This window comes from Plasticicumulans lactativorans, from assembly GCF_004341245.1.
Taxonomy (GTDB): Bacteria; Pseudomonadota; Gammaproteobacteria; order Competibacterales; family Competibacteraceae; genus Plasticicumulans_A; species Plasticicumulans_A lactativorans.
On the sequence record NZ_SLWY01000008.1, the window covers coordinates 193,042 to 207,559 of the forward strand.

10 protein-coding genes are annotated in these 14,518 nt (G+C 71.8%); 6 read left to right on the forward strand and 4 right to left on the reverse strand.

Annotated features, from left to right (window positions below; translation table 11 throughout):
* Positions 1–16 precede the first annotated feature (16 nt).
* Positions 17–2,104 carry a thioredoxin domain-containing protein gene (locus tag EV699_RS08725; protein WP_132541620.1) on the forward strand — a complete coding sequence of 696 codons (2,088 nt, stop codon included), beginning with the start codon at positions 17–19 and terminating at the stop codon, positions 2,102–2,104.
* A 10-nt stretch (positions 2,105–2,114) separates the two neighbouring features.
* Here EV699_RS08725 and pgi read toward each other — a convergent pair whose 3' ends face one another.
* From pgi to zwf, 4 genes are read right to left on the reverse strand one after another with little or no spacing between them, the layout of a single operon-like run.
* Positions 2,115–3,773 carry a glucose-6-phosphate isomerase gene (gene pgi, locus EV699_RS08730; RefSeq protein ID WP_243662603.1) on the reverse strand — a complete coding sequence of 553 codons (1,659 nt, stop codon included), beginning with the start codon at positions 3,771–3,773 and terminating at the stop codon, positions 2,115–2,117.
* The gene (gene hexR, locus EV699_RS08735) at positions 3,770–4,603 is read right to left on the reverse strand and encodes a transcriptional regulator HexR (protein ID WP_132541623.1); all 834 of its coding nucleotides are present in this window, start codon (positions 4,601–4,603) and stop codon (positions 3,770–3,772) included. Before hexR ends, pgi begins: the two co-directional genes overlap by 4 nt.
* A 26-nt stretch (positions 4,604–4,629) precedes the next feature.
* Positions 4,630–5,319 (reverse strand): 6-phosphogluconolactonase, encoded by a 690-nt coding sequence (pgl, locus tag EV699_RS08740; protein ID WP_132541626.1) that lies wholly within the window; start codon positions 5,317–5,319, stop codon positions 4,630–4,632.
* 1 nt (position 5,320) lies between these two features.
* On the reverse strand, positions 5,321–6,775 hold the full coding sequence (gene zwf, locus EV699_RS08745; RefSeq protein ID WP_132541629.1) for a glucose-6-phosphate dehydrogenase: 1,455 nt from the start codon (positions 6,773–6,775) through the stop codon (positions 5,321–5,323).
* Positions 6,776–7,003: 228 nt separating this feature from the next.
* Between zwf and edd the strand changes: the two genes are divergently transcribed.
* The 5 genes from edd (at position 7,004) to gpmI (ending at position 14,377) form a co-directional block, all read left to right on the forward strand.
* Positions 7,004–8,830 carry a phosphogluconate dehydratase gene (gene edd, locus EV699_RS08750; protein ID WP_132541632.1) on the forward strand — a complete coding sequence of 609 codons (1,827 nt, stop codon included), beginning with the start codon at positions 7,004–7,006 and terminating at the stop codon, positions 8,828–8,830.
* Positions 8,831–8,919: 89 nt separating this feature from the next.
* The gene (locus tag EV699_RS08755) at positions 8,920–9,531 is read left to right on the forward strand and encodes a bifunctional 4-hydroxy-2-oxoglutarate aldolase/2-dehydro-3-deoxy-phosphogluconate aldolase (protein ID WP_132541635.1); all 612 of its coding nucleotides are present in this window, start codon (positions 8,920–8,922) and stop codon (positions 9,529–9,531) included.
* A gap of 39 nt (positions 9,532–9,570) precedes the next feature.
* On the forward strand, positions 9,571–11,196 hold the full coding sequence (locus EV699_RS08760; protein WP_132541638.1) for an NADP-dependent glyceraldehyde-3-phosphate dehydrogenase: 1,626 nt from the start codon (positions 9,571–9,573) through the stop codon (positions 11,194–11,196).
* 170 nt (positions 11,197–11,366) lie between these two features.
* Positions 11,367–12,794 carry a pyruvate kinase gene (pyk, locus tag EV699_RS08765; protein WP_132541641.1) on the forward strand — a complete coding sequence of 476 codons (1,428 nt, stop codon included), beginning with the start codon at positions 11,367–11,369 and terminating at the stop codon, positions 12,792–12,794.
* A gap of 41 nt (positions 12,795–12,835) precedes the next feature.
* Positions 12,836–14,377 carry a 2,3-bisphosphoglycerate-independent phosphoglycerate mutase gene (gene gpmI, locus EV699_RS08770; protein WP_132541644.1) on the forward strand — a complete coding sequence of 514 codons (1,542 nt, stop codon included), beginning with the start codon at positions 12,836–12,838 and terminating at the stop codon, positions 14,375–14,377.
* The last annotated feature ends 141 nt before the right edge of the window (positions 14,378–14,518 follow it).

Sequence of the window (14,518 nt, forward strand, 5' to 3'; positions counted from 1 at the left end):
GCCGAGGGCCGCCGCCATGCCCAACCGCCTCGCCGCCGAAACCAGCCCCTACCTGCTGCAGCACGCGCACAACCCGGTCGACTGGTACCCGTGGGGCGCCGAGGCGCTCGCGCGGGCGGCGGCGGAGGATCGGCCGATCCTGCTGTCGATCGGCTACTCGGCCTGCCACTGGTGCCACGTGATGGCGCACGAGAGCTTCGCGGACGACGCGGTCGCCGCGGTGATGAACCGGCTCTTCGTGTGCATCAAGGTCGACCGCGAGGAGCGCCCCGACCTCGACCGCGTCTACCAGCAGGCGCACCTGCTGCTGAACGGCCGCGGCGGCGGCTGGCCGCTGACGGCGGTCCTCACCCCCGCCGACCGCATGCCCTACTTCAGCGGCACCTACTTCCCGAAGGCGCCGCGCCACGGCCTGCCCGGCTTCGCCGAGCTGCTCGAACGCCTGGCGCGGGTGTACCGCGAGCGCGGCGAGGACGTGCGCGCGCAGAACGAACAGCTGGCGATCGCGCTCGCCGCCGGCGCCCAGGGGCCGCGCCAGGGGGTCAGCGGCTACGGGCCGGGGCCGCGCCCGCTCGCCGAGGTGTGCGAGGCCCTGCTCGGCGCCTTCGACGCCGAACACGGCGGCTTCGGTGGCGCGCCCAAGTTCCCGCAGCCCGGCTGCCTCGACCGCCTGCTGCGCCACGCCGCGGCGGCGCGCCTGCAGGGCGGCGTCGACACCGGCGCCGAGCACGCGCTGCGCCTGACGCTGACGCGGATGTGCGAGGGCGGGCTGTTCGACCAGCTCGGCGGCGGCTTCTTCCGCTACTCGGTCGATGCGCGCTGGGACATCCCGCACTTCGAGAAGATGCTCTACGACCAGGGGCCGCTGCTCGCGCTGCTCGCCGAAGCCGTTGCCAGCGGGCTCGCGCCGGCGCTGCGCGGCTACGCCGAGGCCACCGGCGCGTGGCTGCTGCGCGAGATGCGCCTGCCCGGCGGTGGCTTCGCCGCCGCGCTCGACGCCGACAGCGAAGGCGAGGAAGGGCGCTACTACGTGTGGACGCCGGCGGCGGCGCGCGCGGTGCTGGACGCCGACGAATACGCGTTCGCCGCGGCGGTGTTCGGGCTCGACGCGGCGGCGAACTTCGAGGGCCGCTGGCACCTGGGGGTGCGCCGCGCGACGGCCGAAGTCGCCGCGGCGCTCGGCCTCGACCCCGCCGGCGCCGATGCGCGGCTCACGGCGGCACGCGCGAAGCTGCTCGCCGCGCGCGCCACGCGGGTGCCGCCGCAGCGCGACGACAAGCTGCTCGCGGCGTGGAACGGGCTCGCGATCCGCGGGCTCGCGGTGGCCGGTCGGCTGCTCGGACGCGCCGACTTCACCGCCGCGGCGCAGGCGGCGTTCGCCTGCGTGCGTCGCGAGCTGTGGCGCGACGGCCGCCTGCTCGCCGGCAGCGCGCAGGGGGTGGCGAAGGGGGTGGCCTGTCTCGACGACTACGCCTGCGTGCTCGACGCCGCGCTCGAACTGCTGCAGGCGCGCTGGGACGCCGACACCTTCAACTTTGCCCGCGCGCTCGCCGCCGCCGCGCTCGCGCACTTCGAGGACGCGCGCCGCGGCGGCTGCTTCTTCACCGCCGCCGACCACGAGCCGCTGATCCAGCGGCCCAAGCCGCTCTACGACGAGACCCTGCCGGGCGGCAACGGTCTGCTGGCGCAGTCGCTGCTGCGCCTCGGCCACCTGCTCGGCGACCTGTCGTGGCTGGTCGCCGCCGAGCGCACGCTGAAATGGGCCTGGCCCGGCATCGAGCGCCACCCGCTCGGCGCCTGCGCGCTGCTGCGCGCGCTCGAAGGCTACCTGGAACCCGACACCACGGTGCTGCTGCGCGGCGACGGCGCCGCGCTCGACGCCTGGCACGCGCGCGCGCTGCAGGCCTACGCGCCGCGCCGCTGGACGCTGGCGATCCCCGCCAGCGCCGGCGCGCTGCCCGAGGCGCTGGCGGCGCGCACGCCGCCGGCGCACGGGGTGCGCGCCTACCTGTGCAGCGGCACGCAGTGCGCGGCGCCGCTCGACGACGCCGCGGCCTTCGGCGCGGCGCTCGCCGCCGCCGAGCCGCGCTTCGCGCCGGCCTGAGGCGCGCCGCTCAGGCGCTGCGGCGCGTGCGCACGCGCTCGATCAGCGCGGCGGTGGAGCTGTCGTGGCTGCCGCCGGCGCGACCTTCCAGCTCCGGCTCGATCGCCTTGGCGAGCTGCTTGCCGAGCTCCACGCCCCACTGGTCGAAGGAGTTGATGTTCCAGATCGCGCCCTGCACGAACACCTTGTGCTCGTAGAGCGCGATCAGCGCGCCGAGCACCGCCGGCGTCAGCTTCTGCACCAGCACGGTGTTGCTCGGGCGGTTGCCGGGGAACACCTTGTGCGGCACCAGCGCCTCCAGCGCCGCGCCGCTCATGCCGCCGGCGGCGAGCTCGGCGCGCGCCTCGTCGGCGGTCTTGCCGCGCATCAGCGCCTCGGTCTGCGCCAGGCAGTTGGCGAGCAGCAGCGTGTGGTGGCGGCCGATCGGGTGGTGGCTGTCGAGCGGCACGATGAAGTCGCCCGGCACCAGGCGCGTGCCCTGGTGGATCAGCTGGTAGAAGGCGTGCTGGCCGTTGGTGCCGGGCTCGCCCCACAGCACCGGGCCGGTGGCGTAGTCGACCGCCGCGCCCTCGCGCGTCACGCGCTTGCCGTTGCTCTCCATGTCGAGCTGCTGCAGGTAGGCCGGGAAGCGGTGCAGCGACTGGTCGTAGGGCAGCACCGCGTGGGTCGCGGCGCCGAAGAAGTTCGAGTACCACACGCCGAGCAGCGCGAGGATCACCGGCAGGTTGGCTTCGAGCGGCGCGCTCTCGAAATGGCGGTCGAGGGTGTTGGCGCCGGCGAGCAGCTCGCGGAAGTTCGCCATGCCCACGTACAGCGCGATCGGCAGGCCGATCGCCGACCACAACGAATAGCGCCCGCCGACCCAGTCCCAGAAGCCGAACATGTTCGCGGTGTCGATGCCGAAGGCGCCGACCTCCCTGGCGTTGGTCGACACCGCGACGAAGTGCTTGGCCACCGCGGCGTCGCTGCCGAGCTGCTCGACCAGCCAGGCGCGCGCGGTGTGGGCGTTGGTCAGCGTTTCCTGGGTGGTGAAGGTCTTCGAGGCGACGATGAACAGCGTGCTGGCGGCGTCGACGCGCTTCAGCGTCTCGGCCATGTGCGTGCCGTCGACGTTGGAGACGAAGTGCATCGTCAGCCCCGGGTGGCCGTAGGGGCGCAGCGCCTCGCAGGCCATCAGCGGGCCGAGGTCGGAGCCGCCGATGCCGATGTTGACGACGTGGCGGATGCTCTCGCCGGTGTGGCCGCGCCAGGCGCCGCTGCGCACCGACTCGGTGAAGGTCTCGATGCGCTCGAGCACCGCGTGCACCGCCTCGACCACGTTCTCGCCGTCGACGACGACGACGTCGCCGCGCGGGCGGCGCAGCGCCGTGTGCAGCACCGCGCGGCCCTCGGTGGCGTTGATCGCCTCGCCGCGGAACATGCGCGCGCGCAGATCCTCGACGCCGGCCTCGCGCGCGAGCTGCGCCAGCAGGCGCAGGGTGTCGTCGGTGATACGGTTCTTCGAGTAGTCGAGGAACAGCCCCGCGGCCTCGAGCGCATAGCGCCCGGCGCGGCCCGGATCGGTGGCGAAGAGCTCCCGCATGTGCACCTCGGCGATCGCCGCGTGGTGCTCGGTGAGCGCCCGCCAGGCGGGCAGGGAGGTCAGGTCGGGACGGGCAGGGGCGTTCACGACAGGTGCTTCTCCATCAAGGTGGTTTTGGTTTTTTCCAGCCGCCGCACCAGGTCGGGACCCCGGCGCAGGGCGACGCCGATGGCGAGCACGTCGACGATCACCAGATCGACGATGCGCGAGCTCATCGGGATGTAGGTGCTGGTGTCCTCGTCGACCGCCGGCGAGATCGTCGCGTGGGCGAGCTCGGCGAGCGGCGAGCCGGCCGCGGCGATCGCCACCACGGCCGCGCCGGCGGCGCGCGCGACCTGGACGCTGGCGATCAGGTCCTTGCTGCGCCCCGAATGCGAGATCGCGACGACGACGTCGCCGGGTTCGAGGATCGCGGCCGACATGCTGTGCACGTGCGCGTCGATGTAGGCGACCGTCGGCACGGCGAGGCGGAAGAACTTGTGCTGCGCGTCGAGCGCGACGATGCCCGAGGCGCCGTGGCCGTAGAACTCGATCTTGCGCGCACTGGCGAGCAGGTCGATGGCGCGCTCGATGGCCGCGGTGTCGAGCTGCGCGCGGGTGCGCAGCAGCGACGCCACGGCGCTGTCGAACACCTTGGCGACGACCTGGCGCGGCGCGTCGTCGGGCGCCACCACGCTGTGCACGAAGCGCACGCCGCTCGCCAGGCTCTGCGCGAGGCGCAGCTTGAAGTCCTGGTAGCCGTCGCAGCCGAGCGCGCGGCAGAAGCGGATCACGGTCGGCTCGCTGACCTGGGCGCGCGCGGCGAGCGCGGCGATCGAGTCGCTGATCACGGTATCGGGCTGGGCCAGCACGCAGTCCGCGACCTTGCGCTCGGACTTGCGCATGCGGGGTTTCAGCGTCTCGATCTGGTTCAACATGCCGGCCCGCTCCTCCTCGTCGCCCGCTACGGGGCCCACTGGATCGAGCAGGGTACGCGCGTTTGGCGCAAAGCGAAGCGGATCGGCAGTTCCTCGACCGGGCCGTCGGCCAGCGCGCGCTCGAGCACGGCCTGCTTGTCGGCGCCGACGATGTGCAGGTACAGCGCACCGGTGTCGAGCAGCGCCGCGGGCGTCAGCGAGATGCGCGCGTGAGGCGCGGCGCCGGGCGTCAGCGCGGCGACCGCCGCGGTGCTGGCGAGCGCCGCGGCGAGTTCGGGCGCATCCGGGAACAGCGAGGCGGTGTGGCCGTCGTCACCCATGCCGAGCACCACGACGTCGAACGGCCGCGGCAGCGCCGCCAGGCGCTCGGCGACCTCGGCGAGCCCTGCCTGCGGGCTCGCCGCCGCGGTCTTCAGGCCGACCACGTGGGCGGCCGCCGCCGGCCCCTGCTGCAGGCTGGCGCGCAGCAGGCGCTCGTTGCTCGCGTCGTGGTCGGCGTCGACCCAGCGCTCGTCGGCGAGCGTCACCCACACCCGCGACCAGTCGAGCGGGTGCGTGGCGAGCGCCTGCAGGAAGCCCGCCGGCGTGCGTCCGCCCGACACCACCAGGCTCGCCGCGCCGCGCGCGGCGATGCCGGCGGCGAGGTGGCCGGCGACCTCGGCGGCAAACCCCGCGTCGAGCGCGGCACGGTCGGCCCAGCTGCGCAGCGCCGCCACCTCAGTAGTCCTCGTGCCAGGCGAAGCCGTCGCGGCTGATCAGCGCGGTGGCGGCGGCCGGGCCCCAGGTGCCGGCGGTGTACGACTTCGGCGAATCGCTGGAGGCTTCCCAGGCGTGCAGGATCGGCTCGACCCAGGTCCAGGCGGCTTCGAGTTCGTCGCGGCGCATGAACAGGGCCAGGCGACCGCGGATCACGTCGGTCAGCAGGCGCTCGTAGGCCTGCATCGGGCGCTGCCGGAAGGTCTCGGCGAAGTTCAGGTTCAGCCCCACCGGACGCAGCAGCATGTCGTCGCCCGGCTGCTTGGCCATCAGGTCGAGGCGCAGGCCCTCATCGGGCTGCAGGCGGATCACCAGCCGGTTGGGCACGCCGCCGACGGTCGGGAACAGCGTCATCGGCATGTCGCGGAAGTACAGGACGATCTCGGCCACGCCCTCCTGCATGCGCTTGCCGGTGCGCAGGTAGAACGGGGTGCCGGCCCAGCGCCAGTTGGTGATCTCGGCCTTGAGCGCGACGAAGGTCTCGGTGCGGCTGCCCGAGGGGATGCCCGGCTCGTCGAGGTAGCCCGGCACCGGCTTGCCGGCGGAGACGCCGGCGCGGTACTGGCCGCGCACGGTGCGGGCGCCGACCTCGGCGCCGCTCATCGGGCGCAGCGAGCGCAGGATCTTGAGCTTCTCGTCGCGGACGGCGTCCTGGTCCATGCGCGCCGGGGGCTCCATCGCCACGATGCAGAGGAGCTGCAGCAGGTGGTTCTGGATCATGTCGCGCATCGCGCCGGCGCGGTTGTAGAACTCGCCGCGGCCCTCGACGCCGAGCTGCTCGGCGACGGTGATCTGCACGTGGCTGACCCAGGTGCGGCGCCACAGCGGCTCGAACACCGAGTTGCCGAAGCGCAGCGCCATCATGTTCTGCACGGTTTCCTTACCGAGGTAGTGGTCGATACGGTAGATCTGGTGTTCCTGGAACACCGCACCGACGTCCTCGTTGATGCGTTGCGCCGAGGCGAGGTCGCGGCCCAGCGGCTTTTCGAGCACCACGCGCGTGGCCGGCGTCACCATGCCCTTGGCGGCGAGGTTGCGGCAGATCGCGCTGAACAGGTCCGGCGACGTGGAGAGATAGAACACGCGCACGCGCGCGGGATCATCACCGAGCGCGTCGGCGAGCGCGGCATAGTCCTCGGCGGTGTTGGCGTCGACGCGCAGGTAGTCGAGGCGCTCGGCGAAGGTCGCCCACAGCCCGGCGTCGAAGTGCTCCGCGACGTAATCGGCGAGCGCATCGTGTACCTGAGCGACGAAGGTTTCGCGCGTCAGCTCGGTGCGCGAAACGGCGAGGATGCGCCCGTCGACGGGCAGGTCGCCATCGCGATGGCGGTGGAACAACGCAGGCAGGAGCTTGCGCATCGCCAAGTCGCCGTTGCCGCCAAAAATGACCAGATCGAAGTTGGGGATCGCCTGCACGTTTGCGTTCTCAGGGTTGGGCCGTGGGTGCGCGAACTGTAGTCAAGCTACAGGCAATTGTGAAGCCCCCGGCACAGATTATTTTCAGTAATGCCATGAAATTGATCTGAAATAATCCATTAACAGCGGCATGCTCTAAAGTGCGGCGTCGCGGGGACCGCTACAGCCGCTTGACTTTTTTTGTAGTTGTACTACATTTCTGCCCACCCGCCAAATGGAGAGATCGCCATGCCCCTCGATCCGCGCGTCCGTGCCGTCACCGAGCGCATCCGCACCCGCAGCGCGGCGACGCGCAGCGACTATCTCGCCGCCTGTGACGCCGCCGCCGGCAAGGGGCCCCAGCGCGGTCAGCGCCTGTCGTGTACCAACCTCGCGCACGGCTTCGCCGCCTGCCCCAGCGGCGACAAGCAGGCGCTGCGCTCCGGCCCGCAGGCCAACATCGGCATCGTCTCGGCCTACAACGACATGCTCTCGGCGCACCAGCCGCTCGAAACCTACCCCGCGCTGATCAAGGCCGCGGCGCGCGAGGTCGGCGCGGTGGCGCAGTTCGCCGGCGGCGTGCCGGCGATGTGCGACGGCGTCACGCAGGGCCAGCCGGGCATGGAGCTGTCGCTGTTCTCGCGCGACGTGATCGCGCTGTCGACGGCGATCGCGCTGTCGCACGACATGTTCGACGCCGCGCTGTGCCTCGGCGTGTGCGACAAGATCGTCCCCGGCCTCCTGATCGGCGCGCTGCGCTTCGGCCACCTGCCGGTGATCTTCGTGCCCGCCGGGCCGATGGTGTCGGGCATGTCCAACGACGCCAAGACCGAGGTGCGCAAGCGCTTCGCGCAAGGCCTGGTGTCGCGCGACGAACTGCTCGAGGCCGAGGCCAAGTCCTACCACAGCCCCGGCACCTGCACCTTCTACGGCACCGCCAACAGCAACCAGATGCTGATGGAGCTGATGGGCCTGCACCTGCCGGGCAGCGCCTTCGTCAACCCGGGCACGCCGCTGCGCGAGGCGCTGACGCAGCAGGCCGCGCGGCGCGTGGCGCAGATCACCGCGCTCGGCGACGAGTACACGCCGATCGGCCGCGTGGTCGACGAGCGCACGATCATCAACGGCCTGGTCGGCCTGCTCGCCACCGGCGGCTCCACCAACCACGCGATGCACCTGGTCGCGATCGCCCGCGCCGCCGGCGTGCTGATCGACTGGACCGACTTCAGCGAGCTGTCGGATGTGATCCCGCTGCTGACGCGCATCTACCCCAACGGCAAGGCCGACGTGAACCACTTCCACGCCGCCGGCGGCTTCGGCTTCCTGGTGCGCGAGCTGATCTCCGCGGGCCTGGTGCACGACGACGTGCTCACCGTCGCCGGCCAGGGCCTCGCCCACTACGCCGAGGAACCCTGGCTCGGCGACGAACGCCTGGGCTGGCGCCCGGCGCCGGCGACGAGCGGCGACACCTCGGTGCTGCGCGGCGTGGCCGAGCCCTTCGCCGCCGACGGCGGCCTCAAGCTGCTCGCCGGCAACCTCGGCCGCGCGGTGATCAAGACCTCGGCGGTGGCCGACGCGCACCGCGTGGTCGAAGCACCGGCGCGCGTGTTCGCGAGCCAGGAAGCGGTGATCGACGCCTTCAAGGCCGGCGAACTCAACCGCGACGTGATCGTGGTGGTGCGCTTCCAGGGACCGCGCGCCAACGGCATGCCGGAGCTGCACCACCTGACGCCGTCGCTGACGGTGCTGCAGGACAAGGGTTTCAAGGTCGCGCTGGTGACCGACGGGCGCATGTCCGGCGCCTCGGGCAAGGTGCCGGCGGCGATCCACGTCTCGCCCGAGGCGGTCGCCGGCGGGGCGCTGGCGCGGCTGCGCGACGGCGACGTGGTGCGCCTCGACAGCAACACCGGCACGCTCGCAGCCCTGGTCGACGCCGCCGAGTGGGCAGCGCGCGAACCCGTCCGCTTCGACTCCACCGAGGGCGAGCACGGCATGGGCCGCGAACTCTTCGCCGGCTTCCGCCAGCTCGCGGCTCCGGCCGAATCCGGCGGCGGCATCTTCTTCGGCGGCCAATGAGCTTTCCGACGCGGGCGCCTGGCGCCCGCATCTCACTGTAACGACCCACACGACACGCGCGTCCCGGACGGGGGCGCCAGGAGCCCACCATGGATATTCGCAGCATCATGCGCAGTGCGCCGGTGATCCCGGTGATCGTCGTCGAAGAGCTCGCCCACGCCGTCCCGCTCGCCCGCGCGCTGGTCGCCGGCGGCCTGCCGGTCCTCGAAATCACCCTGCGCACCCCGGTCGCGATCGAGGCGATCCGCGCGATGTCCGAGGTGCCCGGTGCCATCGTCGGCGTCGGCACCGTGACCACGCCGGAGCAGCTGCGCGAGGCCGAGGACGCCGGCGCGCGCTTCGCGGTCAGCCCGGGCCTGACCTCGTCGCTCGCCGCCGCGGCCCGCGCCAGCCGCATCCCGCTGCTGCCGGGCGTGGCCACCGCGAGCGAGGCGATGATCGCGATGGAGTACGGCTTCACCGCGCTGAAGCTGTTCCCGGCGCAGCAGGCGGGCGGCATCGGCATGCTCAAGGCACTCGCCGGCCCGCTGCCGCAGCTCGTGTTCTGCCCGACCGGCGGCCTGACCCCGGAGAATTTCCGCGATTTCCTCGCGCTGCCGAACGTGCTCTGCGTGGGCGGCTCGTGGGTGGCACCGAAGCAGCTCGTGGAGGCCGGCGACTGGGACGGCATCACCCAGCTCGCCCGCGCCGCTACCGTCTGACCCGCCGTACCCCCGACAAGACTGCCACTGGAGACCCCGATGACCGACGCCGCAGAACTGGCGCAGCGTTTCCCGCTCGCCGACCAGATCCCCGACGAGTACCGCCCGCTCGCCCCCATCCACCAGCGCACCTACCTCGTCGACGGCGAGCTGCGCACCTGGGCCGGTGCGGTGCAGACCGTGCGCTCGCCGGTGTGCGTGCGCAACGCCGACGGTGAGCTGGAACCGGTCGTGCTCGGCAGCTACCCCGAGAGCTCCGAGGCCGAGGCCGATGCCGCGCTCGCCGCGGCGGTGGCCGCCTACGACCAGGGCCGCGGCGAGTGGCCGACGATGTCGGTGGCCGAGCGCATCGCCTGCGTCGAGGAGTTCACGCGGCAGATGCTGGCGCAGAAGCGCCAGATCGTGCAGTTGATCATGTGGGAGATCGGCAAGAGCTTCGCCGATTCCGAGAAGGAGTTCGACCGCACCGTCGAGTACATCCGCGCGACGATCGCCGAGCTCAAGCAGCTCGACAACAACTGCTCGCGCTTCACCGTGGTCGAGGGCACGATCGGACAGATCCGCCGCGCGCCGCTCGGCGTCGTGCTGTGCATGGGGCCGTACAACTACCCGCTGAACGAGACCTTCGCGACCCTGATCCCGGCGCTGATCATGGGCAACACGCTGCTGTTCAAGCCGCCGCGCTTCGGCACGCTGCTGTTCTACCCGCTGCTCGAGGCCTTCCGCAGCGCCTTCCCGCGCGGCGTGATCAACACCGTCTACGGGCGCGGCTCGGTGGTGGTGCCGCGGGTGATGGCGACCGGCAAGATCAACGTGCTGACGCTGATCGGGTCGAGCAAGATCGCCGACCAGATGAAGAAGATGCACCCGAAGAGCAACCGCCTGCGCGCGGTGCTCGGGCTCGACGCCAAGAACGCGGCGATCGTGCTGCCCGACGCCGACATCGAGCTGGCGGTCAAGGAATGCCTGCTCGGCACGCTGTCGTTCAACGGCCAGCGCTGCACCGCGCTGAAGATGCTGCTGGTGCACCAGTCGATCGTCGACCCCTTCCTGCGCCGCTTCGGCGAGGAGCTGGCGAAGATCAAGATCGGCATGCCGTGGGAGCCGGGCGTGATGGTCACGCCGCTGCCCGAGGGCAAGGCCGACTTCATGGCCTCGCTGGTCGCCGACGCCGTCGCCAAGGGCGCACGAGTGCTGAACAAGGGCGGCGGCGAGCGCGCCGGCTCGCTGTTCCGCCCGGCGCTGGTGTTCCCGGTCAAGGAAGGCATGAAGCTCTACCGCGAGGAGCAGTTCGGGCCGGTGATCCCGGTGGTGGCCTTCGAGGACGTCGAGGAGGCGCTGGAGTACGTGATCACCTCCGATCACGGCCAGCAGGTCAGCCTGTTCAGCTCCAGCCCCGACCAGATCGGCCACCTCGTCGACCCGCTGGTCAACCAGGTCTGCCGCGTCAACATCAACTGCCAGTGCCAGCGCGGCCCCGACGTGTTCCCGTTCACCGGGCGCAAGGACTCGGCCGAGGGCACGCTGTCGGTGCACGACGCGCTGCGTTCGTTCTCGATCCGCTCGATGGTCGCCACCAAGCAGACGCCGGCGAACACCAAGCTGCTGGACGCGATCGTCACCGATCACAAGTCCAAGTTCGTGAACACGCGCTTCGTGTTCTGATGCCGTGCCGCCGCCGCCCGCGACCGGCTGCGGCGCGGGGGGTGGCGGGGTGAGCCGAGAGCTTGTGTCCCCGCCCGCGCGGGCGGGGAGTCGGGGTGGACCGCGCCGCGCGGTCCGCCCTCCCGAGATGCCAGACCCCGCCGCGGCGGGGGCAAAGACCAGAGACCGCCATGCGCAGAGACCGTAACGCCAAGATCGTCGCCACGCTCGGCCCCGCGAGCAACGACCACGCCACCATCCGCGCGCTGGTCGAGGCCGGCGCCGACGTGTTCCGCCTCAACTTCAGCCACGGCGACCACGCCGACCACAAGGCGCGGCTCGACACCATCCGCGCGGTGGAAGCCGAGGTCGGCCGGCCGGTCGCCACGCTCGCCGACCTGCAGGGCCCGAAGCTGCGCCTCGGCGTGTTCGCCGAAGGCAAGGTCGTGCTCGAAGCCGGCCAGAGCTTCCGCCTCGACCTCGACACCAGCACCCCCGGCGACGCGGTGCGCGCGCCGATGCCGCACCCGGAGATCTTCGCCGCGCTCAAGCCGGGCGCGCAGCTGCTGATCGACGACGGCCGCGTCTGGCTCGAAGTGCAGAGCTGCGGCCCCGACTTCGCCGAGACGCGGGTGACGGTGGGCGGCCCGGTGTCCAACCGCAAGGGCGTCAACGTGCCCTCGGTGGTGCTGCCGATCTCGCCGCTGACCGAGAAGGACCGCCGCGACCTCGCCTACGCGCTGGAGATCGGCGTCGACTGGGTGGCGCTGTCGTTCGTGCAGCGCCCCGAGGACATCGACGAACTGCGCGAGCTGATCGGCGCGCGGCCGCAGAAGATCATCGCCAAGCTGGAGAAGCCGGCGGCGATCGACGCCCTCGAGGCGATCGTCGAGCGCACCGACGCGGTGATGGTGGCGCGCGGCGACCTCGGCGTGGAGATGCCCGCCGAACAGGTGCCGGCGATCCAGAAGCGCATCGTGCGGGCCTGCCGGCGCACCGGCAAGCCGGTGATCGTCGCCACGCAGATGCTCGAATCGATGGTGGCCGCGCCGGTGCCGACCCGCGCCGAAGCCTCCGACGTCGCCACCGCGGTCTACGACGGCGCCGACGCGGTGATGCTGTCGGCCGAATCGGCCTCGGGCCAGTACCCGGTGCAGGCGGTGGCGATGATGAACAACATCATCCGCGAGGTCGAAAGCGACGCCTACTACCGCACCGTGATCGACGCCAACCGTCCGGCGCCGGAACCGGCGGTGGCCGACGCCATCTGCGGGGCGATGCGCCAGGCCGGCGACCTGCTGGGCGCGGCGGCGACCGTGACCTTCACCACCTCGGGCAGCACCGCGCTGCGCGCGGCGCGCGAGCGCCCGGCGACGCCGATCCTGAGCCTGACGCCCGACGCCAACGTCGCCCGGCGCCTGGCGCTGGTGTGGGGCAACCACCCGGTGCACCTCGGCAACGACGGCGCCTTCACCGACATCGAGCGGGTGGTGGCCGAGGCCGGCGCGGTGGCGCTGCGCGAAGGCTTCGCCCAGGCCGGTGACTACCTGGTCGTCACCGCCGGCATGCCCTTCGGCAACTCCGGCACCACCAACCTGCTGCGCATCGTGCGCGTTTGAGTCGGGAACCCCAGCGACGCCCCCAGGAGAGCACGCCCATCATGTCCACCGCCTCGCCCCCCCTGGTCCTGGCCATTCTCGATGGCTGGGGCTACAGCGAAGACCCCGCGAACAATGCCATCCTCGGGGCCGACACCCCGAACTGGGACCGCCTGTGGTCGAGCTGCCCGCGCACGCTGATCCACACCTCCGGGCTGCACGTCGGCCTGCCCGGTGACCAGATGGGCAATTCCGAGGTTGGCCACACCAACATCGGTGCCGGGCGCGTGGTCTACCAGGAGCTCACGCGCATCTCGCTGGCCATCGAGCACGGTGATTTCTTCAGCAACCCGGTGCTGTGCGATGCGGTCGACGCCGCCATCAACACCGACGGTGCGGTGCACGTGATGGGGCTGCTGTCGCCGGGCGGGGTGCATGCCCACGAGGAGCACCTGCAGGCGATGGTGAAGCTCGCCGCCCAGCGCGGCGCACGGCGGGTGTACGTGCACGCCTTCCTCGACGGGCGTGACACCCCGCCGAAGAGCGCGGCGGCGTCGCTGCAGGCGATGGAGGCGGTGTGCGCCGCCACCGGTGTGGCGCGCATCGCCTCGCTGGTGGGGCGCTACTACGCGCTGGACCGCGACAACCGCTGGGAGCGCGTGCAGGTCGCCTACGACCTGATCACCGGCGCGGCGGCCGAATTCGACGCGCCGAGCGCGCAGGCCGGCCTCGACGCCGCCTACGCGCGCGGCGAGACCGACGAGTTCGTCAAGGCGACGGTGATCGGCGCAGCGGCGCCGGTGGCCGACGGCGACGCGCTGATCTTCATGAACTACCGCGCCGACCGTGCCCGCGAGATCACCCGCGCCTTCGTCGAGCCCGGCTTCAGCGGCTTCGCGCGCGCACGCACGCCGCACCTCGCCGCCTACGTGTGCCTGACGCAGTACCAGAAGGGCATCCCGGCGCCGGTGGCCTACTCCCCCGAGGACCTCACCAACGTGCTCGGCGAGGTGCTCGCCGGACACGGCAAGCGCCAGCTGCGCATCGCCGAGACCGAGAAGTACGCGCACGTGACCTTCTTCTTCAACGGCGGGCGCGAGCAGCCCTTCGACGGCGAGGACCGCATCCTGGTGCCGTCGCCGAAGGTCGCCACCTACGACCTGCAGCCCGAGATGAGCGCCGCGGAGGTCACCGACAAGCTGGTCGCGGCGATCGAGGGCCGGCGCTACGACCTCATCGTCGTCAACTACGCCAACCCCGACATGGTCGGCCACACCGGCCTCTACGATGCCGCGGTGAAGGCGGTCGAGACCATCGATACCTGCCTCGGCCGGCTCGACGCGGCGCTGGCCAAGGTCGGCGGCGAGATGCTGATCACCGCCGACCACGGCAACATCGAGAGCCTGTGGGACGCCAGCAGCGGCCAGCCCAACACCGCCCACACCAACAATGTCGTGCCCTTCGTGTACCTCTCGCACGCCGGGCGCAGCGCGGTGCCGGCGCCGTCGGGCTCGCTGTGCGACGTCGCGCCGACCCTGCTGTACCTGATGGGCCTGCCACAGCCCGACGAGATGAACGGCTTGACCCTGCTGAGCCTGAACTGACGCGCGTCCCGGCAGACGCGCAACCAAAACCACTTAAAGGAGTTCATCGCATGTCCGCCATCAAGACGATTCATGGTCGCGAGATACTGGATTCGCGCGGCAACCCCACCGTGCAGGTGGAGATCGAGCTGGCCTCGGGGG

What these genes read in the sequence shown, in the direction of transcription:
- EV699_RS08725 (WP_132541620.1), top strand. Translation starts at nt 17, where the DNA reads ATGCCCAACCGCCTCGCCGCCGAAACCAGCCCCTACCTGCTGCAGCAC.
- hexR (WP_132541623.1), bottom strand. Translation starts at nt 4,603, where the DNA reads ATGTTGAACCAGATCGAGACGCTGAAACCCCGCATGCGCAAGTCCGAG.
- edd (WP_132541632.1), top strand. Translation starts at nt 7,004, where the DNA reads ATGCCCCTCGATCCGCGCGTCCGTGCCGTCACCGAGCGCATCCGCACC.
- EV699_RS08755 (WP_132541635.1), top strand. Translation starts at nt 8,920, where the DNA reads ATGGATATTCGCAGCATCATGCGCAGTGCGCCGGTGATCCCGGTGATC.
- EV699_RS08760 (WP_132541638.1), top strand. Translation starts at nt 9,571, where the DNA reads ATGACCGACGCCGCAGAACTGGCGCAGCGTTTCCCGCTCGCCGACCAG.
- pyk (WP_132541641.1), top strand. Translation starts at nt 11,367, where the DNA reads ATGCGCAGAGACCGTAACGCCAAGATCGTCGCCACGCTCGGCCCCGCG.
- gpmI (WP_132541644.1), top strand. Translation starts at nt 12,836, where the DNA reads ATGTCCACCGCCTCGCCCCCCCTGGTCCTGGCCATTCTCGATGGCTGG.